21 protein-coding genes are annotated in these 22,197 nt (G+C 72.5%); 6 read left to right on the forward strand and 15 right to left on the reverse strand.

Annotated features, from left to right (window positions below; all coding sequences use genetic code 11):
- Nucleotides 1-56 precede the first annotated feature (56 nt).
- Nucleotides 57-446, reverse strand: a complete 390-nt coding sequence (rplL, locus tag GJ743_RS02035; RefSeq protein WP_067947898.1) for a 50S ribosomal protein L7/L12 — start codon at nt 444-446, stop codon at nt 57-59.
- 50 nt (nt 447-496) lie between these two features.
- Nucleotides 497-1,012 (reverse strand): 50S ribosomal protein L10, encoded by a 516-nt coding sequence (rplJ, locus tag GJ743_RS02040; protein ID WP_155050390.1) that lies wholly within the window; start codon nt 1,010-1,012, stop codon nt 497-499.
- 342 nt (nt 1,013-1,354) lie between these two features.
- Here rplJ and GJ743_RS02045 point away from each other — a divergent pair, with 342 nt between their 5' ends.
- The 3 genes from GJ743_RS02045 (at nt 1,355) to GJ743_RS02055 (ending at nt 5,046) form a co-directional block, all read left to right on the forward strand.
- On the forward strand, nt 1,355-2,755 hold the full coding sequence (locus tag GJ743_RS02045; RefSeq protein WP_155050257.1) for a hypothetical protein: 1,401 nt from the start codon (nt 1,355-1,357) through the stop codon (nt 2,753-2,755).
- Nucleotides 2,756-2,864: 109 nt separating this feature from the next.
- The gene (locus tag GJ743_RS02050; protein ID WP_328288696.1) at nt 2,865-4,595 is read left to right on the forward strand and encodes an MDR family MFS transporter; all 1,731 of its coding nucleotides are present in this window, start codon (nt 2,865-2,867) and stop codon (nt 4,593-4,595) included.
- Between the two features lie 10 nt (nt 4,596-4,605).
- On the forward strand, nt 4,606-5,046 hold the full coding sequence (locus GJ743_RS02055; protein ID WP_196216878.1) for a MarR family winged helix-turn-helix transcriptional regulator: 441 nt from the start codon (nt 4,606-4,608) through the stop codon (nt 5,044-5,046).
- A 108-nt stretch (nt 5,047-5,154) separates the two neighbouring features.
- On the opposite strand, the gene GJ743_RS02060 is transcribed toward GJ743_RS02055, so the two are convergent.
- Both GJ743_RS02060 and GJ743_RS02065 read right to left on the reverse strand, forming a co-directional pair.
- The gene (locus tag GJ743_RS02060; protein WP_230386271.1) at nt 5,155-6,807 is read right to left on the reverse strand and encodes a sensor histidine kinase; all 1,653 of its coding nucleotides are present in this window, start codon (nt 6,805-6,807) and stop codon (nt 5,155-5,157) included.
- Nucleotides 6,804-7,553, reverse strand: coding sequence for a response regulator transcription factor (locus GJ743_RS02065; protein ID WP_155050259.1), 750 nt, complete (start codon nt 7,551-7,553; stop codon nt 6,804-6,806). Before GJ743_RS02065 ends, GJ743_RS02060 begins: the two co-directional genes overlap by 4 nt.
- A 171-nt stretch (nt 7,554-7,724) precedes the next feature.
- Between GJ743_RS02065 and GJ743_RS19150 the strand changes: the two genes are divergently transcribed.
- The 3 genes from GJ743_RS19150 (at nt 7,725) to GJ743_RS02080 (ending at nt 10,671) form a co-directional block, all read left to right on the forward strand.
- Complete coding sequence (locus GJ743_RS19150) at nt 7,725-8,294, forward strand: GerMN domain-containing protein (protein WP_196216879.1); 570 nt, start codon at nt 7,725-7,727, stop codon at nt 8,292-8,294.
- 123 nt (nt 8,295-8,417) lie between these two features.
- Entirely contained in the window at nt 8,418-9,908 is a 1,491-nt protein-coding gene (locus tag GJ743_RS02075; RefSeq protein WP_155050260.1) for an ABC transporter permease, read from the forward strand.
- Nucleotides 9,909-9,999: 91 nt separating this feature from the next.
- On the forward strand, nt 10,000-10,671 hold the full coding sequence (locus tag GJ743_RS02080) for an ABC transporter ATP-binding protein (protein WP_155050261.1): 672 nt from the start codon (nt 10,000-10,002) through the stop codon (nt 10,669-10,671).
- A gap of 82 nt (nt 10,672-10,753) precedes the next feature.
- Here GJ743_RS02080 and GJ743_RS19905 read toward each other — a convergent pair whose 3' ends face one another.
- The 11 genes from GJ743_RS19905 to GJ743_RS02130 all read right to left on the reverse strand — a co-directional run bounded on the left by GJ743_RS19905 (nt 10,754) and on the right by GJ743_RS02130 (nt 22,170).
- Nucleotides 10,754-11,815, reverse strand: coding sequence for an alpha/beta fold hydrolase (locus tag GJ743_RS19905; RefSeq protein WP_328288697.1), 1,062 nt, complete (start codon nt 11,813-11,815; stop codon nt 10,754-10,756).
- A 59-nt stretch (nt 11,816-11,874) separates the two neighbouring features.
- Nucleotides 11,875-12,411 (reverse strand): hypothetical protein, encoded by a 537-nt coding sequence (locus tag GJ743_RS02090; protein ID WP_155050262.1) that lies wholly within the window; start codon nt 12,409-12,411, stop codon nt 11,875-11,877.
- A 189-nt stretch (nt 12,412-12,600) separates the two neighbouring features.
- Nucleotides 12,601-14,007 carry a DUF1214 domain-containing protein gene (locus tag GJ743_RS02095; RefSeq protein WP_155050263.1) on the reverse strand — a complete coding sequence of 469 codons (1,407 nt, stop codon included), beginning with the start codon at nt 14,005-14,007 and terminating at the stop codon, nt 12,601-12,603.
- A gap of 195 nt (nt 14,008-14,202) precedes the next feature.
- The gene (locus GJ743_RS02100) at nt 14,203-15,222 is read right to left on the reverse strand and encodes a sugar phosphate isomerase/epimerase family protein (RefSeq protein WP_154345704.1); all 1,020 of its coding nucleotides are present in this window, start codon (nt 15,220-15,222) and stop codon (nt 14,203-14,205) included.
- A 28-nt stretch (nt 15,223-15,250) separates the two neighbouring features.
- Nucleotides 15,251-16,684: an alkaline phosphatase family protein gene (locus tag GJ743_RS02105; protein WP_155050264.1), complete on the reverse strand. Its 1,434-nt coding sequence runs from the start codon at nt 16,682-16,684 to the stop codon at nt 15,251-15,253.
- Nucleotides 16,681-17,817 carry a metabolite traffic protein EboE gene (eboE, locus tag GJ743_RS02110; protein ID WP_328288698.1) on the reverse strand — a complete coding sequence of 379 codons (1,137 nt, stop codon included), beginning with the start codon at nt 17,815-17,817 and terminating at the stop codon, nt 16,681-16,683. The genes GJ743_RS02105 and eboE overlap by 4 nt, the downstream gene beginning before the upstream one ends.
- A 2-nt stretch (nt 17,818-17,819) precedes the next feature.
- The gene (locus tag GJ743_RS02115; RefSeq protein ID WP_155050265.1) at nt 17,820-18,731 is read right to left on the reverse strand and encodes a TatD family hydrolase; all 912 of its coding nucleotides are present in this window, start codon (nt 18,729-18,731) and stop codon (nt 17,820-17,822) included.
- A gap of 2 nt (nt 18,732-18,733) precedes the next feature.
- The gene (locus GJ743_RS19340; RefSeq protein WP_230386272.1) at nt 18,734-19,243 is read right to left on the reverse strand and encodes an EboA domain-containing protein; all 510 of its coding nucleotides are present in this window, start codon (nt 19,241-19,243) and stop codon (nt 18,734-18,736) included.
- Between the two features lie 5 nt (nt 19,244-19,248).
- Nucleotides 19,249-20,115, reverse strand: coding sequence for a sugar phosphate isomerase/epimerase family protein (locus GJ743_RS19345; RefSeq protein WP_328288699.1), 867 nt, complete (start codon nt 20,113-20,115; stop codon nt 19,249-19,251).
- The gene (locus GJ743_RS02125; RefSeq protein ID WP_328288700.1) at nt 20,112-20,978 is read right to left on the reverse strand and encodes an SCO3242 family prenyltransferase; all 867 of its coding nucleotides are present in this window, start codon (nt 20,976-20,978) and stop codon (nt 20,112-20,114) included. The genes GJ743_RS19345 and GJ743_RS02125 overlap by 4 nt, the downstream gene beginning before the upstream one ends.
- A gap of 10 nt (nt 20,979-20,988) precedes the next feature.
- On the reverse strand, nt 20,989-22,170 hold the full coding sequence (locus GJ743_RS02130) for an inositol-3-phosphate synthase (RefSeq protein WP_155050266.1): 1,182 nt from the start codon (nt 22,168-22,170) through the stop codon (nt 20,989-20,991).
- Nucleotides 22,171-22,197: the final 27 nt, after the last annotated feature.

Genomic DNA, 22,197 nt, shown 5'->3' on the forward strand with positions numbered 1-22,197 from the left:
GTGTGTTCAGGTGACGCAGGTCACCTCAAGTCGCGAGCGCCGGAACGGCGCACGGATTACTTGAGGGTGACGGTCGCGCCGGCCTCCTCGAGCGAGGCCTTCGCCTTGTCGGCGGTCTCCTTGTTCGCGCCCTCGAGCACGGCCTTCGGAGCACCGTCGACGACGGCCTTCGCCTCGCCGAGGCCGAGCGAGGTGAGCTCGCGGACGACCTTGATGACCTGGATCTTCTTGTCGCCGGCAGCCTCGAGGATGACGTCGAACGAGTCCTTCTCCTCGACCTCCTCGGCAGCGGCGCCACCGCCGGCGGCGGCCGGGCCGGCAACGGCGACGGGGGCGGCCGCGGTGACCTCGAAGGTCTCCTCGAACGCCTTGACGAACTCCGAGAGCTCGATGAGGGTCAGGCCCTTGAACTGCTCGAGCAGCTCCTCAGTGGACAGCTTCGCCATGATTCTTCTCCTTAGATTTCCTGGTAACTCACCGCTTGAGAGGCTCGCGCCTACGCAGCGGACTCCTGCTTCTCACGCAGCGCGTCGACCGTGCGAACGGCCTTCGAGAGCGGTGCGTTGAACAGATATGCGGCTCCGAACAGCGAGGCCTTGAAGGCGCCGGCGAGCTTCGCCAGGAGCACTTCGCGGGACTCGAGGTCGGCGAGCTTGCCTACCTCTTCGGCGGTCAGGGGCTTGCCATCGAAGTAGCCGCCCTTGACCACGAGGAGGGGGTTCGCCTTGGCGAAGTCACGCAGCGACTTCGCGACGGCGACCGGGTCGCCGTGCACGAACGCGATCGCCGACGGACCCTTGAGGTCGTCGTCGAACGCGGAGATCCCGGCCTTGTTGGCCGCGATCTTGGTCAGCGTGTTCTTCACCACGGCGTAGCTCGCGTCCTCACTGATGGACTTGCGCAGCGTCTTGAGCTGGGCAACAGTGAGGCCGCGGTATTCGGTCAGCAGAACGGCGGTCGAGCTCTCGAACAGGTTCGTGAGTTCGGCAACCGAGGCTTCCTTGTTCGCCATGGCCACTCCTTGTGTCTTCAACGCGCATCGCGGTGGCGATGCACGGCCTCGGAGCGCTGGTGCAGACTCGTGGGAAAGAAAAAGAGCTCCGGCGCAGTTGCGCGGAGCTCGGCTCGGGAAACCCGGGAAGTCTTCGTCACACCTGCGCGGGCACCTGTTCTCACAGGACTTCGGTCGGATTCGCACGCGAACTCGACAACCAGCGGTCTTCGGCTCAGAACACCATAACGGATGCCGCGGCCGCCGCCAAATCGACGGCGATGCTGCCCGATCGGGCAGCCTGGGCCGTCCGTGCTCGACGCGGACGCCCGACCGGACGATCCTGAGATGCGAGGTGAGGCCATGCGCTCGAGGGCGGGCGATCGCGAACCCGTCCGCGCCGACACCGCGACGGGGCGCCGATCGCCGCCTCGCGGATCGGAGCCTCACGAGCCCGCCGACCGCCTGAATGCCGGGTCCCGCGACGTCCCGGTCCGGATGGCGGGCGCGGGCGCGGCCGCGTTGTCGGCGTTCGCGGGGAACCGGGCCGTCTCGTCCCTGCTCGGCGGCCTGCGACTGCAACGTGACGAGGGCGGGACCGCGCAGCCCGCGGCGCCGCCGAAGCCACGGCACACGTGGGTGTTCATCATGGGCGCGGATCCGCCCGGCGCGAAGAACCAGTTCTTCACCGAGGCGGAGGCGTTCTACCGGGCCAAGCACGGCAGCGTCGCGAACTCGCACCTGGAGCAGGCGAGGACCCTCGAGGAGGTGCTGAGCACGGTGAACGCCTCAGGGGATCCGGTCGGCCTGCTCATCATCGTGTCGCACGGACACCCCGACGGCCGGCTCATGTTCGACCTCGGCGTGACGCCCGACACCCCGCCCCACGTCAGCCTTCCGGTGACGAAGTCCGGCGGGACGCCGACCCAGTTCGACACAGCGCAGGCCGCCGTGAAGCAGGGCAAGCTCACCACGGTGAGCGCCGACGTCATCGACGACGCGACAAAGATCGTGATCAAGGGGTGCAACATCGGCCGCAGCCAGCGGATGGTCGCGACCCTGCACTCGGCGTTCGGCGGGCGCGGCTCGTTGACCACCACGACGCACGCCCAGTTCTTCGGCGGCGGGGCCGAGCGGCTCGCCGAGTACTTCGTCGAGCGGCCGGGGAAGAGCACGCTCTCGCGCAAGGCGCTCGCCGCCGAGTTCGCGACGAAGTACGGCACCCACGTGGCGAACACCGATGCGAAGTTCTGGTCGGGCGTTGCGGCGAAGACCGAGCGGAAGGTGGACGCGGTCGAGTTCGAGGCGTTCCGCGGCCCGGTCCCCGCACCGACCGACGCCGCCTTCAAGGCGGCGTTCGCCGAGCAGCTCAAGGACATCAGGGACCAGGGCGGGACGTCGATCGCCTTCGTCAAGCGCGAGCGCAACGGCGCGGACTTCGACTACCACTTCGCCTTCAAGAAACTGCAGGACGACGGCTCGGCGGCGGTGATCAACGCGACGATCTCGACGCCGGCACCTCCCGACGACGCCACGGCGATCGCGGAGGCCCGGGCCGCGTCGGGCCGCCCCGATGCCGCCGAGTTCACCGTTCGGCGAAGCGTCGAGGCAGGCGACACCGTCGTGACGGTCGACGCCGTCCGCACCGAGTGGAAGGTCGTGCACACCGTGATCCGGGACAAGAGCGGGGCGCCGATCCCTCCCCCGGCCGACACGGACGTGTTCTGGTTCACCACGCAGCCCGCGGTGCCGCCGACGCCCTGACGACCTCGTCCCGAGGCGGGGAATAGTTGACAGGGATCCAAAGTTGACAAGAGACAACTATCTTCTTTATGGTTGACCGCGATCAACTTTCTCGGAGGACCTCACTCTCGTGTCAGCAGCAGCAGCTCCCGTCGCCTCGGTCGAGGCGCCCTCGCGCACGCCGCGCGAGGTCTTCGTCGCACTGTCGGGCCTCATCGTCACGATGTTCGTCGCCGTGCTCTCGGGCACGGTCGTCTCGACCTCGATGCCCCGCATCATCGCCGACCTCGGCGGCGATCAGGCCGCCTACACCTGGGTCATCACCGCGAGCCTGCTCGCGACGGCCGTCTCCACCCCGATCTGGGGCAAGCTCGCCGACCTGGTGAACCGCAAGGTGCTGCTCCAGCTCGCGATCGGGCTGTTCGTCGTCGGCACCGCGATCGCCGGGTTCGCGCAGGACACGACGACGCTGATCGCCGTCCGCGTGATCCAGGGCCTCGGCGCCGGCGGGCTCATGTCGCTCGTGATGATCATCGTCGCGCTCATCATCTCGCCGCGCGAGCGCGGCAAGTACATGGGCGTCGTGGGCGGCATCATGGCCGTGGCGACCATCGGCGGACCGCTGCTCGGCGGCGTCGTCACCGACGCGTGGGGGTGGCGCGCCAACTTCTTCCTGCCGTTACCGCTCGCGATCATCGCGCTCGTCCTCATCCAGCTGACGCTCCACCTCCCCCAGCTGCCGAAGCGCAAGGTGAAGATCGACTACGCCGGTGCGATCCTCATGGCCGTCGGCGTCTCCCTCCTCCTCGTCTGGGTCACCCTCGGCGGCAGCGAGTTCGAGTGGAGCTCGGTGACGAGCCTCGTCATGATCGGCATCGCCGCGGCATCCCTGATCGCCTTCGTCGTCGTCGAGTTCTTCGTGGCCGAGCCGATCGTGCCCATGGCCCTCTTCAAGAACCGCACGTTCACGCTCGCGGTCGTCGCGTCGATCGCGATCGGCGTCGCGATGTTCGCGACGAGCGTCTTCCTCGCCCAGTACTTCCAGCTCGCGCGCGGCGCGACCCCGACCGAGTCGGGCCTCATGACGATCCCGATGATCGTCGGCCAGATGGGCGCCTCGATCCTGATCGGCGCGCTCATCAGCCGGTTCGGCAAGTGGAAGGGCTTCATGGTCCTCGGTTCGCTGCTGGTCGTCGCCGGCACCTTCCTGATGACCACGCTCCGCTACGACACCGACTACCTCTGGGTGAGCGTCGCGATGGTCGTGCTCGGCGCGGGTCTCGGCATGGTGATGCAGAACCTCACGCTCGTCGTGCAGAACGACACCCCGGTGTCGCAGCTCGGCGCCGCCTCGTCGAACGTGAACTTCTTCCGGTCGATCGCCGGCACCATCGGCGTCACGGTCATGGGCTCGCTCCTCGCGACGACGGTGCAGGACCACATCACGAGCGGCTTCGCGGGCTTCGTCCCCTCGACGCCGGAAGAGGCCGAAGCGCTGCAGGGGCTCGCGAGCGGCGCGGTGCCGAACGTGCACGAGCTCCCCGACGCCATCCGCGTCGTCATCGAGTCGGCCTACGGCCACGGCATCGCCGACGTGTTCTGGATCGCCGTGCCGCTCGCGGTGCTCTCGCTCATCGCGATCGCGTTCCTGCCGAACAAGCCCCTCTCGACGAAGACGGCGGCCGAGTCGCTCGCGGACGAGGTGGAGGATGCGGTCATCGACCTCGCCGAGGCCGAGATCGGCGCCGCTGTCCCGTCGGCCGAGTCCTACGACGAGCGAGCGCGTCGCGAGCTGGTCTCGACGACCACCGGGTCGGTGACGTCGGTCGATGGGGCGGATGCCTCGGGCTCGCGTCGCTAACATGTCCGTCATGACCGCCGACCCCGAGCTCGACGCCGCCATCGCGGCCGTCGAGGACCAGTTCGGCATCGTCTTCAATCGGGCCCGGATCGTCTGGGCCGAATCGGCGAAGCTCGTGCACCCCGAGCTGCAGCCCGCGGGCTACAAGCTGCTCAGCAGCATCGTGCGCGCCGGTTCGACGAACGCCCACGCACTGGCCGAGCTCTACGACATGGACAAGAGCGCGATCAGCCGACAGATCCGCCAGCTCGAGGAGCTCGGCCTCGTCGAGAGCCGGGCCGACGAGCGCGACGGCCGGGCCCGGGTGCTCGTGCCGACGGCGTCGGCCACGGAACGGATCGCGAGCGTGCGCGCCGCGAACCAGGCTCGGCTCCGCAACGCGCTCGCGGGTCGTTCGGTCGAGGAGCTCCGCTCGCTCGCCGACGTGCTCCGGATCGTCGCCGCCGGCTGAGCCGCCGCTGCGCCGCGAGATGACGCGGAACGTCGTTCCGCGAACCGGATCGGGCGGTTCGCGTCATCTCGGCGGACGGCGGCCGAGCGCGGCGGCGCGCGGCGCGCGTCAGGCGGGCAGCTCGACCGCGAACTCGGTGCGGCCGGGCTCGCTCGCGACCTCGACGGTGCCGCGGTGCGCCTGCACGACGGCTCTCACGATCGCGAGGCCGAGGCCCGTGCTTCCGGCGCGGCGCGACCGCGACGCGTCGCCTCGCGCGAACCGCTCGAACAGGCTCGCCCGCACGGCGGGGTCGATGCCGGGCCCGTCGTCGGTCACCGTCACCCGCACGCGAGCCGGTGCCGAGCCGGCGGATGCCGCGGGCACGCGCGCGACGCGGACGACGACCTCGGTGCCCTCGGGCGTGTGCACGCGGGCGTTCGCGAGCAGGTTCGCGACGACCTGGTGCAGCCGGCTCGCGTCGCCGGTGACCGTCACCTCGTCGTCGGGCACCTCGACCCGCCACTCGTGGTCGGGCGCCGCCACCTGCGCGTCGCCCACGGCGTCGATCACGAGCCGGGTGAGCTCGACCGGCTCGCGCCGGAGCTCCCGCCCCTCGTCGAGGCGGGCGAGCAGCAGCAGGTCCTCGACGAGCTCGGTCATCCGGAGCGACTCGGACTCGATGCGGCCGAGCGCGTGCACCACGTCGGGCGGCAGTTCGCCGCCGTGCAGGCGCGTGAGCTCGGAGTAGCCGCGGATCGAGGCGAGCGGGGTGCGGAGCTCGTGGCTCGCGTCCGCCACGAACCGGCGGACCTTCCGCTCGGACTGCTCGCGTGCGGACAGCGACGCGGCGACGTGGCCCAGCATGCGGTTGAACGAGGTCGCGAGCCGGCCGACCTCGGTGCGCTCGTCGTCGACGGGCACCTCGTCGGGGAGTTCGACGTCGCCGCGGGCGAGCGGCAGCTCGGAGACGAGCGTCGCGGTCTCGGTCACGCGGTCGAGCGGCCGCAGGGCGCGGCCGACGATGACGGCACCGAGCGCGAGCGCGGCGACGGTCGCGGCGAGCGCGACGATCGCGATGGTCACGGCGAGCTGGGTGGTCGTGGCGTTCACGTCGGCGAGGGGGAAGGCGACGACGTACCCGTAGTCCTCGACGAACGGCACGCCGACGGCGCGGTAGTCGCCGAGCGCGTCGAGGTCGATCGTGACGGGTTCGCGATCGGTCGGCACCGACGCGAGCGCCGCCTGCGCCTCGGTGGACAGCTGGACGATGTCGCCGTCCTCGTCGATCGACGCCGTCGCGGCGACGACGCGGCCCTGCTCGCTCGTCACGAGCGCCACGATCGTGCCGACGGGCTGGCCGGGCAGGCGTAGCAGCTCCTCGGCGCCGAGGTCGGGCCGCGGGAACTGCTCGTTCGGCTCGTCGCCGTCGACCGCGCGCGCCGCGCGCTCGGTGGCCTGGTGCAGCTGGCCGTCGACGCGGGCGATGAGCTGGCCGTGCAGCACCGCGGTGCTGATCACGCCCACGATGACGCTCGCGAGCACGACGAGCCCGGCCATGACGATGACGAGCGTGCGGCGCAGGGTGCGGGGTGCGCGGCGCCTGGGCTCGCCGACGGCGGGGGCGACGGATGCCTCGGGGCCGCCGAGCGCCGACGGCGAGCCGCCGCCCGCGACATCCGTCGCCTGCACGCGCTCGGACCCTGCGCGCTCCGACTCAGCGCGCTCGGACGCGGCGCGCCGGGCGGCGGCCGCGTACCCCGGAGCGCCGGGATGCGTCATCCGGCCGCCTTCAGCATGTAGCCCGCACCGCGGACCGTGTGGATCATGGGGTCGCGACCGGCGTCGATCTTCTTGCGCAGGTACGAGATGTAGAGCTCGACGACCGACTCCTTGCCGCCGAAGTCGTAGTTCCAGACGCGGTCGAGGATCTGAGCCTTCGAGAGCACGCGGCGGGGGTTGCGCATGAGGAAGCGGAGCAGTTCGAACTCGGTCGCGGTGAGCTCGATCGAGGCGCCGTCGCGCTCGACCTCGTACGAGTCCTCGTCGAGCGAGAGGTCGCCGACGCGCAGGACCGGGTCCTTCGCCTGCGCGAGCGTGAGCGTCGAGCGGCGGATGAGTCCGCGGAGCCGTGCGACGACCTCCTCGAGGCTGAACGGCTTCGTGACGTAGTCGTCGCCACCGGCGGTGAGGCCCGCGATGCGGTCGTCGAGCGAGTCCTTCGCGGTGAGGAAGAGCACGGGCGTCTCGGTGCCGTCCGCGCGGACGCGCTGGAGCACCTCGAGCCCGTCGATGTCGGGGAGCATGATGTCGAGCACGATGGCATCGGGGCGGAACTCGCGCGCGGTGCGCACCGCGCCGAGGCCGTCGGAGGCCGTCCGCACCTCCCAGCCCTCGTAGCGCAGGGCCATCTTCAACAGGTCGGTGAGGGAGTTCTCGTCGTCGACGACGAGGACGCGCACGGCGCTGCCGTCCGCCTTCGCGATCTGCGGTCGGTGCGCGGTTCCGGTGCCGGTCGTGCTGCTCATGACTTCGAGTATGCGCGTGTTCCTGTGCGGTTCCTATGACGCAAGCGGATGCCGCCTGTGACCCCGCCATGGACGGCGGCGGATGGTCCGCAGGGCCTTGGGGGCGACGGGACGTTGGTCACGGCGACGCGAGGACGCGCCGACGTACGTTCGGAGACGGAGAGGGGCACCATGCGACGGCCTCGAACGGCGGCGATCGCGGCCACGACGGCACTCGCCGTCCTCGCGTTCAGCGGATGCGCCCCGGACACCGGGGAGCCGACGGACTCCCCGACCCCGGCCGCGACCTCGTCGGAACCCACCACCCCCGCGGCGACCGCACCCGGTCCGGTCGCCGAGCGGCTCGTCCTCTTCTACGTCGCCTACGGCGACGAGGGCACGGTCGGCGAGCCGATCGGCTGCGGCGACAGCCTGGTCGGCATCGTCACCGAGCCCGTGACGACGGCCGATCCGCTCCGCGAGAGCATGGAACGCCTGCTCGCCGGCACGAGTCGCGACCTCGGTACGACGGGGCTGCACTCGGCACTGCCGGGCGGCACCCTCGCCTACACGGACGGCGGGCTCGGCGCCGACGGCGTCGTCACGGTGGAACTGACCGGGCTGCCCTCGCCCGCGGGATCCTGCGACAACCCGCGCATCGAAGCCCAGCTCGAACGCACCGCGATGGAGGCGGTCGGCGCTTCCGAGGCGCTCGTCCTCGTGGACGGCGTCCCGATCGAGGACGTCCTGAGCCTCCAATAGCCTCGCGCGTCCGAGACGTCATACCGGAGTCATAGGCACGGCATGGTCCGACCACAGGTCCCCCGCCTAGCGTCCCGACGAGCCCACCGTCCGGTGAGCGGATCCAGACCCCGAGGACCCCGAATGTTCTTCACCTACCTCCGGCGCGAGCTCGCCGGGCGCCGCAGGCAGACCGCGATCATCGCGGTCGGGATGGCGCTCGCGATCGCGCTGGTCATGATCGTCAACTCCGTTTCCGCCGGCGTCCGCGACGCGCAGGCCGCCGTGCTCGAATCGGTCTACGGGGTCGGCACCGACCTCACCGTCTCGCAGGCCTCGGGCCCGCCCGAGGGGGGCGAGGAGGGCGGCCCCGGCGTGCGCTTCGAGTTCGGCACCGAGGACGGCGAGACCACCGACGACGGCACGACGCTCAGCAACTCGCGCCTGACGGTCGACCGCGGCACCTCGACGTTCGACGCGTCGGTGCTCGACACGGTCGAGGCTGTCGACGGTGTGTCCGCGGCATCCGCGACCCTCAGCCTCACCAACGTCACGTTCGACGGCGAGCTGCCCGAGCCGCCGACCGACCAGTCGAGCGGCGACCAGGCGGCCGCGGGCGACGGCACCATGCCCGCACCCGGCGAGGGCGGGGGCGGCGGCTTCGGCGGCGGCGCGTTCGACGTCACGAGCGTGACCGTGACGGGCGTCGACCCGGCCGCGGAGGCGATCGGGCCGCTCAGCGCGGTCGAGCTCGCCGACGGCCGCGGCCTCGACTCCGGTGACACGGGCGAGTACGTCGTGGTCCTGGACGCCGAGTACGCCACGACCGAGGGCGTCGCGGTCGGCGACACGATCGACCTCGGCGGCACCGAGTTCGAGGTCGTCGGCACCGTGACCTCGACATCGGCGGATGCCGCGACCGCGTCGAACGCGTACATCCCGCTCGACGTCGCCCAGGAACTCTCCGGCATGGACGGCCAGATCTCCGACATCTCGGTCCAGGCCGCATCGGCCTCCGACATCCCGGCCGTGAAGGCCGACCTCGAGGAGGCCCTGCCCGATCAGACCGTGAGCACGCAGGAGGACCTCGCCGCGAGTGTCTCCGGCTCGCTCGGCAGCGCGTCCTCGCTCATCTCGAGCCTCGGCCTGTGGCTGTCGGTCGCGGTGCTCGCGGCCGCGTTCCTCATCGCGATCCTCTTCACGATCCAGGGCGTGACGCGCCGCACCCGCGAGTTCGGCACGCTGAAGGCGATCGGCTGGTCGAACCGCCGCATCACCGGCCAGGTCGCGGGCGAGTCGCTCGTGCAGGGCCTGATCGGCGGCGCCGCGGGCCTCGCGCTCGGCTTCATCGGCATCGCGGTGATCAACGCGATCTCGCCGAGCCTGGCCACCACGTCCTCCTCCGCCATGGCCGCCGGCCCCGGCGGCGAGGGCGGCATGGCGGGCGGCTTCGGCGGCGGCCCGATGGCGGCCGCGCAGGAGACCACCGAGGTCGTGCTGAACGCCCCGGTCACGCTCGGCGTCGTCGCGCTCGCGGTCGGCCTCGCGGTCGTCGGCGGCCTGCTCGCCGGTGCGATCGGCGGATGGCGCGCCAGCAAGCTGCGCCCCGCGGAGGCGCTCCGCAGCGTCGCCTGACGTTCCCGACGGCAGGGGCGGATGCCGCGGCATCCGCCCCACCGAACCCCACCGGACAGACCACCACCGGACACCGGAAGAAGGACCACACATGTACACCCTCGAGAACGTCACCAAGACCTATCGGCAGAAGGAACGCACGATCCACGCCCTCAAGGACGTGAGCCTGACGATCCCGACCGGCCAGCTCGTCGCGATCCAGGGGCCGACGGGCGGCGGCAAGTCGACGCTGCTGCAGATGCTCGGCGCGCTCGACCGCCCGACCTCGGGCCGCATCTCGCTCGGCGAGGCCGACCTGTCGGGCATGCCCGACGCGAAGCTCGGCCGCATCCGCGCCACCGAGATCGGCTTCGTCTTCCAGGGCTTCAACCTCATCCCGACGCTCACCGCGCAGGAGAACGTCGAGACCGCGCTCGAACCGCTCGGCGTCCCCGCAGAGGAACGTCGCCGGCGCGCGACCGAGGCCCTCGTCTCGGTCGGCCTCGGGGATCGCGCACACCACGTCCCGAGCGAGCTCTCGGGCGGACAGCAGCAGCGCGTGGCGATCGCACGCGCGCTCGTGAAGGAGCCCGACGTGCTCCTCGCCGACGAGCCCACCGGCAACCTCGACGAGCAGACCCGCGACGAGATCATGGCGCTGCTCGAGGGCCTCCATCGCGATCGCGGGCTGACGCTCGTGATCGTGACCCACGACTCGGCCGTCGCGAGGCGCGCCGAACGTCGGCTGCACCTGAAGCACGGAACGGTGACCGAGCGGGCGTAGCCGACCGGGCGGATGCCGCGGCCCTGCCCTCCGGCCGCGGCATCCGCCCACCTTCGCGCCTCGTGGGCGCGCGGCACGGAACTCAGATCAGTCCGTTGCGCAGCGCCCAGGCCGCGGCCGCCGCACGTGAGGGCACTCCCAGCCGCGCGCGGATGTTCGCGACGTGCCGGTGCACGGTGTGGACCGAGAGCACGAGATGGGCTGCGATCTCGGCGTCGGTCTCGCCGCGTGCGACGAGGCGCAGCACCTCGCGCTCGCGCTCGGTGAGGTGCGGCGCGCGCCCCTGCGTCGCGGGGTCCGGCCCGTCGACCGCCCGCGCGGGCTCGACGCGGTCGCCGAGGAAGGCGCGGGTCTCGCGCACGATCGCGTCGGCGTCGCCGCGCCAGGGGAAGTGGTCCTCGCCAGTGAGGGCCGTGAAGCGGGCGTGCGGGATCCGCTCGGCGACATCCCGACCGAGCGCGAACGCGATCGCCCGGTCGTCACGGCGGTGGAGGACGAGCGTGGGCGTGCGGATCTCGCCGAGGTGACCGGTCGAGTCCATCGCGTAGACCTCGGCGAGCGATGCGAGCGCGGCCTCGGGCGTCGCCGCGCGGCGCTGGAACTCGACGAACTCGTCGCGCTCGGCGGCGGTCGCATCGGGCATGAACAGGTCGGAGAGCACGCGCGAGCCGATGCCCCAGTGCTGGCGGACCACGGCGAGCATCGCCTCGCGTGCGGCCGGCGGTGCGAGGTCGGCCCCGCGCGCGTACGTGCCGTAGAGCACGAGGCGGTCGACGGCGTCCGGATGCCGCGCCGCGAACAGCGATGCGACGCCACCGCCCGACGAGGCGCCGAGGAGCGAGACCCGGCCGACGTCGGCGGCCGCGACCACCGCCTCCAGCACCGCGAGCTCCTCGTCGAGCGTGCTCGGCGGCATCCGCCCGCGATCGGACGCACCGGTTCCGGGCCGGTCGTACCTGATGACGGTGCGCCCCTCCGCGAGGCCCGACGCGAAGCGTCGGAAGCGGGGCTGGCGCCAGTCGAGGTCGAGGTGGCTGCACCACCAGCCGCCGATGACGAGCGGCGGACCGCGGCCGATCGCGGACCACGCGATCGAGGCGCCGTCGTGCTCCGCGTATCGGATGACCTGGTCCGCGGCGTCCACGGCCCCAGTCTAGGAAGGCGAGGGATGCTCGGGCCAGCGGTAGGCCGCCCGTGGGGCGGTCACCTCGCGGCCGCGAACATCCGCGCCCAGAGCCGGCCGATGCCGCGCGAGAGGTGCTCGGCGGGATCCTCCGACCCGGTCCACAGCGTCCGCAGCACCTCCGGCAGGTCGCCGGAGCGCTCGGCGAGCATGCGACGCGCCGAGTCGAGCTCGGCCGGGTCGCGGGCGTCGAGGAGGACGGGCGCGAACTCGCCGGGCAGGTAGACCTCGGCGGTCGCCTCGACCGGGCGCAGCAGGCCGAACCCGAGTTGCTCGGTCAGCCACCGCTGCGACTCGCGCATCGAGACGCCGGCGAGCGTCGCGAACGCGGCGGCGTCGACGGGCCCGGACTCGAACAGCACGCGGTAGTACCCGCGGGACGTGCCGTGCGCGATGGACGCGTAGGCGATCGACCCCGCGTCCGCGGGCGAGTGCGCGGCGGCCGCGGGCATGGCTGGGACGAGTGCGTGCGGCGCCCGCGCGGACGGTGCAGGCACGACGCGCGTGCGGGCGACGCCTGCGGGTGCGAGCGGTGCGGCGACGATGGCGATGGACATGGCGACTCCCGGTGTTCTGGCCCCGAGGGGCGGATCGACCCTTCGAGTCCACTCCGGACCGGCCGATGGCACATCGCGAGAGCGGGCCATCCGCGCATGGCCGATCCGGGCCATCCGTCGGCGACACCGGCCGCCCGCGCCGCGGCGCCCACCCACCGTGGTGGTGGGCGGGCGCCGTCGGCCTCGACCTCAGCGCAGCTGGATGGCGGGCGGGAGGTACTTGTCCTTCGCGATGTCGCTCTTCGGCACGACGCCGTAGACGCGCAGCATCACGTTGAACGTCCCGTCACGGACCGGGAGCCAGTTCGCGACCGGCACGCCGTCGGGCTGGGTCACCGACAGGTAGATCGAGATCGACCCGTCGGCGTTCGTCTCCAGGCCCTCCGTGTAGCTCGCGACGACGTACTTGTCGATGGCGTTCGGGATCGGCTGGATCGCCTGCGGCGTGTACGCCGTCAGCGACCAGAAGCGCTCCGCGTCGGGAATCTGGTCGGCCGGGAACGTCAGGACGTAGCCGTTCGGGTTCGACCCGTCGAGCGGAGCGCCGGTGCCGTCGTAGAACGCGTGGTAGTACGCGGCCGTCTCGATCGTGTTGCAGTACTGGCAGAACTCCGTGATCGAGGCCCGATCGAGCACGTTCTTCTTCCACGCGCCGATGTTGGTGAAGTGGGTCCAGTTCGTCGAGCCCCGATGGTCCAGGTAGTTGGCGATGAGGGCGTCGTGCGCCGACCTCGCCCCCTGCGCGAACTGCGCGCGTTCTCCCGCTGTGAGGCCGGAGCCGTCTCCGAAGAGCCGGTCGAAGTCGTCGGAGAGCTTCTGCTCCTGGCGGGTGAGCGGCGGGGTCCAACCGTCGTCGGCCACCGCGACCTGCGTCTGGCGCAGGAACTCGATGGGGTCGAGGCGGACCAGCTCATCGGCGATCGTCTTCACCGGGACGCCGAACTCCTCGACCGGCTTGACGGCCGTGGCCACGCCGTCCACGAGGATGCCGGTGCGGAACGCCTCGGCCTCGGCCGTCACGTCGTCGGTGCCGAGGTGCTTGTCGACGCGGAAGATCATGATCATGTGCTCGAGCGGCAGCTGGACGACCTCGGCACCGAGCAGGTCGTCCGAGGCGTTCGGGCCGATCAGCGCGTACTCGAGTGTCTCGGTGCCCTCGCCGGCCTTCCGCGACGGGATGCCCGACGGGTAGACGTTGCCGTAGGGATCGACGAGCAGGACCGAATAGGCGACCGGCGTGGCCGGCACGACGACGCCCACCGGATCGTCTCCGCTGACGTCGAGCGGCGTGCTGGCGTACAGGGTGTCGTCGTTGATCGCGACGACCGCCTGGTACACGGGCGAGATCTCGTTCGGCCCGATGAAGTGGTTGACCGGCACCGGGAGCTCGGTCGTCTGGAAGTGCGTGAACCAGATCGGATAGAAGGTGGTGAGGTAGTTCGCCGTCGTCGAGGCGATGTCCTTGCCGCCGTTGTTCCCACCGGGCGGAGCCGCAGCGGCAGGTGCGACGGAGGTCAGGGACACCGCGACGGCGGCGGAGGCGGCGAGTGCGGTGAGTCGGGCCAGCCTGCTGCGGACCCCGGTGCGTCGTTGCATCGGTCTTCTCCCGTTCTGGCGCCGTTTCGCCCGACCGGGTGCCGTGCGCTCGGACCGCCGTTTCCGCGCGGACCGTACCACGGGTCGGGAGTGCGCCGTTGGGACCAGTGGCCCTCCCCTTCGAGCCCGCCCGCCCGCGAGCGCGACCACGTGGAGGGTCTGCTCGACGGGCGGCGCGGGCTCGCGGCATCCGCCCTACTGGTTCGAGAACGCCGCGTCGAACGACGCGGTCGGGCGCGGCCAGATGAGGGAGCGCACGTACTCGAGGGCCTGCGGGCCGCCGTGCAGGCGGTCCATGCCGGCGTCCTCCCACTCGACCGAGATCGGGCCGGTGTAGCCGATCGCGTCGAGCGCGCGGAACGCGTCCTCCCACGGCACGTCGCCGTGGCCGGTCGAGACGAAGTCCCAGCCGCGGCGCGGGTCGCCCCAGGGCAGGTGCGAACCGAGGATGCCCGAGCGGCTGTTCGCCGTGCGGATGCGCGTGTCCTTGCAGTCGACGTGGTAGATCCGGTCCTGGAAGTCCCAGATGAAGCCGACCGGGTCGACGCCCTGCCACATCATGTGGCTCGGGTCCCAGTTGAAGCCGAACGCCGGACGGCGGTCGATCGCCTCGAGCGTGCGCACGCTCGTCCAGTGGTCGTAGGCGATCTCGGAGGGGTGCACCTCGTGCGCGAAGCGCACGCCCTCGTCGTCGAACACGTCGAGGATCGGGTTCCAGCGGTTCGCGAAGTCCTCGTATCCGGCGTCGATCACGTCGGCGGGCACGGGCGGGAACATCGCCACGTACTGCCAGATCTTCGACCCCGTGAAGCCGACGACCGTGTCGACGCCGAGCTTCCGCGCGACGCGCGCGGTGCGCTTGAGGTCCTCCGCCGCGCGCTGCCGCACGCCCTCGGGGTCGCCGTCGCCCCACGTGTACGGGCGCACGATCGCCTGGTGGCGGAAGTCGATCGGGTCGTCGCAGACGGCCTGGCCGGTCAGGTGGTTCGAGATCGCGTAGACCTCCAGCCCGTAGCGCTTCAGGAGCTCCTGCTTCTCCTTCAGGTAGCCGGGCTCCTCGTCGGCGAGCTTCGTGTCGAGGTGGTCGCCGCCGATGCCGATCTCGAGGCCGTCGTAGCCCCACTCCGAGGCCAGGCGCGCGACCTCCTCGAACGGCAGGTCGGCCCACTGCCCGGTGAACAGGGTTACGGGGTGGGTGGCTGGGGTGTCGGTCATGCTCGGATCCTCTCTCGGGGTTCGGTGGTCATCGGGGCGCGACACGGTCGCGCACGGGCGGCTGCGGCATCCGCTCGCCGAGGCCCTGGTGCCGGAGCACGAGGTCGCGCACGGCGGTCGCCGCGACGCGGTCGCCCGCGCCGTCCAGGAACGCCGGGTCGGAACTCAGCAGCAACGGGGTGTCGGCGGCGGAGTCGGGCAGGCGCCCGTGGGTGCCGCGCACGCACGACGGGTCGAGCGGCACGGTGCTCATCGCGTAGCGCAGCCCGAGCGCCTTCCTCGCGAGGTTGCCGGCGGCCTTCGCCTTCGCGAGCCGGTCGGCCGGGTCGAAGAAGAGCTCGGCGGGGTCGTAGCCGGGCTTGCGGTGGATGTCGACGCCTCGCGCGTACTCGGGTGCGCGATCGTCGTCGAGCCAGAAGTAGTAGGTGAACCACGCCCCGGGCGCGGCGACCGCGACGAGTTCGCCCGACCGGGCGTGGTCGAGGCCGTACCGGGCCTGCGCCTCGCGGTCGAGCACTTCGTCGACGCCGTCGAGCCCGCGCAGGATCGCGGCGACGCGCGGCTCGTCGGCGGGGTCGGCGACGTAGACGTGCGCGACCTGGTGGTCGGCGACCGCGAACGCGCGCGAGGTCCACGGGTCCAGCTGCTCCCGCCCGTCCTGCACGTACACCTCGAGCAGGCCCTCGCGGCGGAGCGCCCGGTTCACGTCGACCGGGCGGTCGGCGCCCGCGATGCCGTACTCGGCGAGGGCCACGACGGTGACGCCCTGCGCATCGGCCTGGTCGAGCAGCGGCGCCATCGCCCGGTCGAGGTCGGCCGCAGCGCGCGCCGCCTCGGGCGCGTCGGGGCCGAACCGCTGCAGGTCGTAGTCGAGGTGCGGCAGGTACGCCATCGTGAGGTCGGGCGTGCCGGGGCCGTCGAGCACGCGCCGCGTGGCGTCGACGATCCACTGCGTCGAGCGGATCGACGCGGTCGGCCCCCAGTACTGGAAGAGCGGGAACCCGCCGAGCGCGTCGCGGAGCTCGTCGTGCAGCGCGGGCGGCCGGGCGTAGAAGTCGGGCGACTTGCGGCCGTCGGCGTGGTAGATCGGGCGCGGCGTGACCGTGAGGTCGGTGGTCGCGCCCATCGCGTACCACCAGCCGAGGTTCGCGCTCGTGTAGGCGCCGCCGGCGCGGTGACGGGCGGTCTCCCAGAGCTTCTCGCCCTCGACGAGCCGGTTGTGCTGTCGCCAGAGCAGCACGTCGCCGAGCCCTCGGAAGTACCATCCGTTGCCCACGATGCCGTGCTCGCGCGGCATCCGTCCGGTGAGCACGGTGGACTGCACCGAGCACGTCACCGCCGGCAGCACCGTGCCGAGCTCGGCGCGGGAACCGCGCTCGGCCATGCGCGACAGCTGCGGCATGTGCCGCAGCGCGTCGGCCGTCAGGCCGACCACGTCGAGGAGGAGCACCGGGCGGGTCATGCCGGCTGCCCCTGCCGCTCGGCGAGGCGTTCGGCCGCCCAGCGCAGCTCGCCCGCGATGCCCTCGACGAGGTCCACGGGGTGGTCGGCGTCGACACCGGGCAGCACGGTCCACGTGTACGTCTCGACGTCGACGTGCAGCTCGTCCACGGGCTGGGTCGCGGTGACCGCGTCGAGCGCGGCCTCGAGCACGTGCGTCGTCGAGGTCAGCGGCGGCTCGGGTGCGAGGTGCAACGGCACGTGGAAGTGCACGCGCCAGGACGCCGCCGCGGGCAGGTCGTCGAGCGCCTCGGGGAGGTCGTCGACGCGGATGACCCCGCCGGCGGCGTCCTCGCGGACCTGGTGCAGGTAGCGGTCCTCGGCATACCCGGCGACGGCATCGCGGGCGCCCGGGTCGCCGGGTCGCTCGACGTGCAGCGCGGCCGAGGCCTGCACCTTCACGACCCGGATGCCCGCCGCGGCGATGCGCTCCACCTCGGCCCGCGGATCGGCGAACGACACGGCCAGGTGGCACGTGTCGAGGCAGATCCCGACGTGCTCGAGGTCGACCCGCTCGCGGTGCGCGTCGAGCCACGCGACCGTGTCGGCGACGTCGTCGAGCACGCAGCCCGGCTCCGGTTCGATGGCGAGGCGGATGACGCGGCCGGTCTCGGCACGGATGGCGCGGAGCTCGGCCGTCAGCGCCCCCAACACGACGAGGGCGGCGGCGTCGGCCCCGGCATCCCACCCCTCGCGCCACCCGAGCGGGAGTGTCGAGATGCTGCCCTCCGCGCCCGGCGGCAGCAGTTCGGCGAGCACGCGGGCGGCGTCGATCGTGTACTCCAGCCGCGCCGGGTCGGTCCAGTCGGGCCGGTAGACGCCGAGCTTCACGACCTCGGCGTGGAACGCCTCGAACGGGAACGCGTTCAAAGTGCGGACCTCCAGCCCCTCCTCGGCCAGGGCCGTGCGCAGCCGGTCGAGCGCTGCGGGCTCGGTCGCGAGGCGCGCCGCGAGCGGCGCCGGCAGCCACAGGCCCACGCCCAGCACGTCGAGCCCGGCCGCCCGACGGATCGGGCCCGCGGCGGCGTGCAGCTGCGCGATCACCCCGTCGAGGTCCTCGGCCGGGTGCACGTTGGTGCAGTACGAGAGGTGCACGATCAGTTCGCCCCGGTCACCGTCGCCGCCGCCGCCGTCACGGGCACCGCCGCCGCGCCTCGCAGGATCGAGTTGCCCTCGAACAGCTCGGCCTCGCCGCCGAGCTCGAAGCCCGGCAGCGGCGTCACGTCGAGCCGTCCGCTCTGCCCGTAGAACGCGACCGGGTTCTCCCACAGCACATGGTCGACCTCGGCCTCGGCGAACCCCGCCTCGAGCATGGCCCGGCCGGTCTTCGCCGTGAGCAGCGGGTCGGAGCGCCCCCAGTCCGCAGCCGAGTTCACGAGCATCCGCTCGGTGCCGAGCCGCTGGAGGATCGCGACCATGCGCTGCGGGTCCATCTTCGTGTCCGGATAGATGGAGAAGCCCATCCAGCAGCCGCGCTCGGCGACGAGGTCGACCGTGACCTCGTTGAGGTGGTCGAGCACCACCAGCTCGGGCGCGATGCCCGAGTTCGCGATGACGTCGAGCGTGCGCTGCGTGCCGTGCTTCTTGTCGCGGTGCGGCGTGTGCACGACGACCGGCAGGCCGTGGCGCTTCGCCAGGTCGAGGTGCGTCTCGAGCACCTCGTCCTCCTCGGGCGTCATCGAGTCGTACCCGGTCTCGCCGACCGCGACGACCGACTCCCGACGCAGGTACCGGTCGAGTTCGGGCAGCACCTCGCGGCAGCGCGGGTCGTTCGCCTCCTTCGGGTTCAGCGCGATCGCCGCGTGGTGGCGGATGCCGAACTGCGAGGCCCGGAACCGCTCCCAGCCGGTGATCGCGTCGAAGTAGTCGAGGTAGCTCGAGACGCCCGTGCGCGGCTGCCCGAGCCAGAACGCCGGCTCGACCACCGCGCGCACGCCCGCGGCGTACATCGCCTCGTAGTCGTCGGTCGTGCGCGAGGTCATGTGGATGTGCGGGTCGAAGATGCGCATGGTCAGCGTCCTTTCTCGAGGGATGCGTCGGCGGGCAGCAGCGCGCGCAGGTCGTCGGGGATCGGCCGGCCGGCCGCCTCGCGCTCCTCGGCGAGGTCCTCCGCCATGCGCGCGAGCTCGTCGTCGGCGCGCTCGTCGAGCCGGGCGACGCCCGCGAGCGGCACGCCCATGAACACGAGCTTCACGACGCCGTGCCGCCAGTCGTGGTCTCCGAGGTGCCGGCCGGCGAACGGGCCCATCGCGGCCGCGACGAGCCGCGGGTCGTTCGTGCGGAGCGCGTCGCGCACGAGGTCGATGCCGACCGATCGCACGAGGTCGGGCGCCGCGTGCTCGGCCGCGATGCGGTCGAGCACGCCGAGCACGAGGACGCGCTCCTCGGTGTCGCCGCTCCGGTAGCGCGTCTCGAGCTCGTCGGCGACGACGATCGCCGGAGCACCGGCCCGCGCCAACGCCGCCGTCGCGCTCGAGCGCGCTCCCGGCCCGCCGGCTCGGACCCCTCCCTGCTCTTCCATGCGGTTCACCCGATCCTTCCGATGACGTCGTTCAGTCGTGCGATGCTCTCCCGCACGAGGCGCGGCGCCGCGTGCGAGTGGCGCGGCAGCTCGACGGCGGCGACGCCGTCGTAGCCGAGCTCGGCGAGCGTGCGGAACGCGAGGTCGAGGTCGAGCGCTCCCGTGCCGAGTTCGAGGTGCTCGTGCGCGTGCGGCAGCATGTCGTCGACCTGCACGTTCACGAGCAGGTCGCCTGCGGCCCGCAGGGCGGCCTCGACCCCGCCGGGCTCGACGACCACGCAGTGGCCGAGGTCGACGGTGAGGCCGAACTCGCGAGGGTCGCCCAGCTCGGCACGGAGTCGCAGCGCGTCGGCGACGGTCTCGACGAGCATCCCCGGCTCGGGCTCGAACCCGAGCCGGACGCCGTGGGCCCGGGCCGCGGTCACGACCACGGCCATCCGCTCGACGAGCCGACGCCATGCCACGTCGGGGTCGACGCCGTCGGGCCGCACGCCCGACCAGAGCGAGACGCAGTCGGCGCCGAGGATCGCGGCGGTCTCGACCGCACGGACGAGGAACGCGACCCGCTCGTCGGCCTCGGCGTCGTCGTCGAGCAGGTTCGGCCGGTGCTTCCGGAACGGATCGAGGACGTAGCGGCCGCCGGTCTCGACGACGACCCGGAGGCCGCGCGCGTCGAGGTCGCGGCGGAGCACCTCGGCGCGGCCCCGCCATCCGTCGGCGAACGGGTCGAAGTGCGGATGGCCGAGGGTGAGCGCGATCGCGCCGTAGCCGTGCGCCTGCACGACCTCGAGCGCGGCTCCGAGCGGATGGTCGGCGAGGCCGTTCGTGCCGTAGCCGAGCACGGGCCTCGCGATGGTCGTCGACGCGGTCACGTGATCTCACGCCCCTTCGCGCCGCGCCGCGTCAGCATGCCGCCGAGCACGTCGATCGCGAGCAGCACCATCGCGTCGATCGGACGACCGGCACGTGCGGTGAGCGCCGCCTGCAGGGGCACCATGGCGAGGATGCCGCGACGCGTGGCGTCGCGGACGACGGGGGCGGTCGGCGTTCCGGCCGCGCGGGCCTGCGCCCGGATGGCCGGTACCGCGAACCGGAGGGCGGCGGCCCACGACACGAGGCCCGCGGCATCCGCTGCCGGACGCACCGCGGCGATCGCCGAACCGGCGGTCACCGCGACGGAGGCCGCAGCCACGGCCCGGTGCGTGCCGTGAACCTCGCCGCGGGCGAGTGCGGTGACGCTCGCGGTGTGCCCGGCCATGACGATCGCGGGTCGGGCCGCGGCCGAGGCGCCGTCGGCTCCCGCGCCGAGCAGCACGTCGAGGCCGCGGCACGCCGCCATGACGACCGGGCCGAGCGGGCCGCGCTTCGCGGCGAGGTCGTAGGCCCAGATCGACGCGGCGAGCGGGGCGGCCACGGCGAGCGAGGATCGTCCGCCCGTGAGGCCCGCGACGGCGAGGCCCGCCACGGTGAGCCCGGCGGCCGTCGCCACTGCCGCGCGCCGCGAGACCCGGCCGGACGGGATGGGCCGCTCCGGGCGCTCGACCCGGTCGAGCTCGGCATCGGCGGCGTCGTTCAGCGCCATCCCACCCCAGTAGAGGAGGACGGAGGCGACCGGAAGCCCGAGCCGGGGCAGGATGCCGCGCCGGCCGGCCGCGGCCATGCCGGCCGTCGTGTCGCCGAGCACCGTGAGCCCGGCGGGCGCGCGGACCAGCTGGAGGAACGTGGAGGCGTCCACCCGCGCCGCCTCAGGCCACCTGCGCCGCAGACCTCCGGACCGCCGTCCGGAGCGCCCACGACACGAGCTCGTCGGCCTGGCGGGCGAACGCGTGCTCGTCGCTCCCCCACGGGTCCTTGAAGAAGTAGCCGAGCTCGGCGACCGGGCCCGTGACACCGGCCCCGTCGGCGAGCGAGAGCAGTCGGGCGAGGTCGATCACGAGCGGCGCCGCGAGCGTCGAGTCGTAGGCGCTCCACGTCGTCTGCAGCGTGATCCGGGTGTCGAGGAAGCCCTCGGCGTGCACGTGGTCCCACGCCGTCTTGAGGTCGCCGAGGTCGGGCACGTTGTCGATGTGGAGCGGTGTCACGACGTCGTCGCCGAGCAGGTCGTGGAGCCCGCGGTTCTTCGAGACGAGCTTGGACTGCACGGCGGCCGGGTCGGCGAGCGTCGCGCCGTCGCCGCCGCCGAGGAGGTTCGCGCCCGCCCAGGAGAGCACGCGCATGCCCCGCGAGGCGAACATCGGCGCGAGCACGGTCCGGAGCAGGGTCTCGCCGGTCTTGCCGTCCTGGCCGGCGACCGGCACGCCGGACTCCGCGGCGAGGTCGCGGAGCGCGGGGATGCCGAGCGAGAGCGACGGGGTGAAGCACGCGTAGGGGGCGCCCGCACCGGAGACGGCCGCGATCGCCGAGAGCGTGCTGGAGGGCAGCGGCTCGGAGGACGCGTCGTCGAGCGCCGACTCGAGGGCGGCGCGGTCGTGGAAGTCGGGTCGGTCGGCGGGGAGCGGTTCGGTCGAGGCGACGTCGATGACGACGACGCGGGCGAGTCCGTGACGTTCGCGGAAGTCGCGGATGTCGGCGGCGCGGAGTGCGATCTCGTCGCGCTGGGTGCCGCGCGGGCTGCGCGCCACGAGGCGGATGTCGGCATCGACCGCGTCGAGCCGCGGTGCGACCGCCTCGACGATCCGGCCCGGGAGCATGCCGCCCGCGGCGAGCCGGCGGGCGCGGTCGGCGAGCGGGGTGTCGTCGACGTCGTGGCCGCCGACCACCAGGTCGGCGAAGGCGGGAAGCGCGACGCCGTCGAACTCCGGCCCGGCGGTGGTCAGCCCGACCGGCGCCACGAGCCCCTCGGCGAGGGCGGCGAGGCCCACGGTCGCGGTCGTCGCGACGCTGCCCCGAGCGCCCACGAACCAGATCCCGGTCCGTCCTTCGTTCATCGTCGAACTCCATTTCCTGTGCACCGT

The organism is Agromyces bracchium, assembly GCF_009709675.1.
GTDB lineage: Bacteria > Actinomycetota > Actinomycetes > Actinomycetales > Microbacteriaceae > Agromyces > Agromyces bracchium.

What these genes read in the sequence shown, in the direction of transcription:
- rplL (WP_067947898.1), bottom strand. Translation starts at nt 446, where the DNA reads ATGGCGAAGCTGTCCACTGAGGAGCTGCTCGAGCAGTTCAAGGGCCTG.
- rplJ (WP_155050390.1), bottom strand. Translation starts at nt 1,012, where the DNA reads ATGGCGAACAAGGAAGCCTCGGTTGCCGAACTCACGAACCTGTTCGAG.
- GJ743_RS02045 (WP_155050257.1), top strand. Translation starts at nt 1,355, where the DNA reads ATGCGCTCGAGGGCGGGCGATCGCGAACCCGTCCGCGCCGACACCGCG.
- GJ743_RS02055 (WP_196216878.1), top strand. Translation starts at nt 4,606, where the DNA reads ATGACCGCCGACCCCGAGCTCGACGCCGCCATCGCGGCCGTCGAGGAC.
- GJ743_RS02060 (WP_230386271.1), bottom strand. Translation starts at nt 6,807, where the DNA reads ATGACGCATCCCGGCGCTCCGGGGTACGCGGCCGCCGCCCGGCGCGCC.
- GJ743_RS02065 (WP_155050259.1), bottom strand. Translation starts at nt 7,553, where the DNA reads ATGAGCAGCACGACCGGCACCGGAACCGCGCACCGACCGCAGATCGCG.
- GJ743_RS19150 (WP_196216879.1), top strand. Translation starts at nt 7,725, where the DNA reads ATGCGACGGCCTCGAACGGCGGCGATCGCGGCCACGACGGCACTCGCC.
- GJ743_RS02075 (WP_155050260.1), top strand. Translation starts at nt 8,418, where the DNA reads ATGTTCTTCACCTACCTCCGGCGCGAGCTCGCCGGGCGCCGCAGGCAG.
- GJ743_RS02080 (WP_155050261.1), top strand. Translation starts at nt 10,000, where the DNA reads ATGTACACCCTCGAGAACGTCACCAAGACCTATCGGCAGAAGGAACGC.
- GJ743_RS02090 (WP_155050262.1), bottom strand. Translation starts at nt 12,411, where the DNA reads ATGTCCATCGCCATCGTCGCCGCACCGCTCGCACCCGCAGGCGTCGCC.
- GJ743_RS02095 (WP_155050263.1), bottom strand. Translation starts at nt 14,007, where the DNA reads ATGCAACGACGCACCGGGGTCCGCAGCAGGCTGGCCCGACTCACCGCA.
- GJ743_RS02100 (WP_154345704.1), bottom strand. Translation starts at nt 15,222, where the DNA reads ATGACCGACACCCCAGCCACCCACCCCGTAACCCTGTTCACCGGGCAG.
- GJ743_RS02105 (WP_155050264.1), bottom strand. Translation starts at nt 16,684, where the DNA reads ATGACCCGCCCGGTGCTCCTCCTCGACGTGGTCGGCCTGACGGCCGAC.
- GJ743_RS02115 (WP_155050265.1), bottom strand. Translation starts at nt 18,731, where the DNA reads ATGCGCATCTTCGACCCGCACATCCACATGACCTCGCGCACGACCGAC.
- GJ743_RS19340 (WP_230386272.1), bottom strand. Translation starts at nt 19,243, where the DNA reads ATGGAAGAGCAGGGAGGGGTCCGAGCCGGCGGGCCGGGAGCGCGCTCG.
- GJ743_RS02130 (WP_155050266.1), bottom strand. Translation starts at nt 22,170, where the DNA reads ATGAACGAAGGACGGACCGGGATCTGGTTCGTGGGCGCTCGGGGCAGC.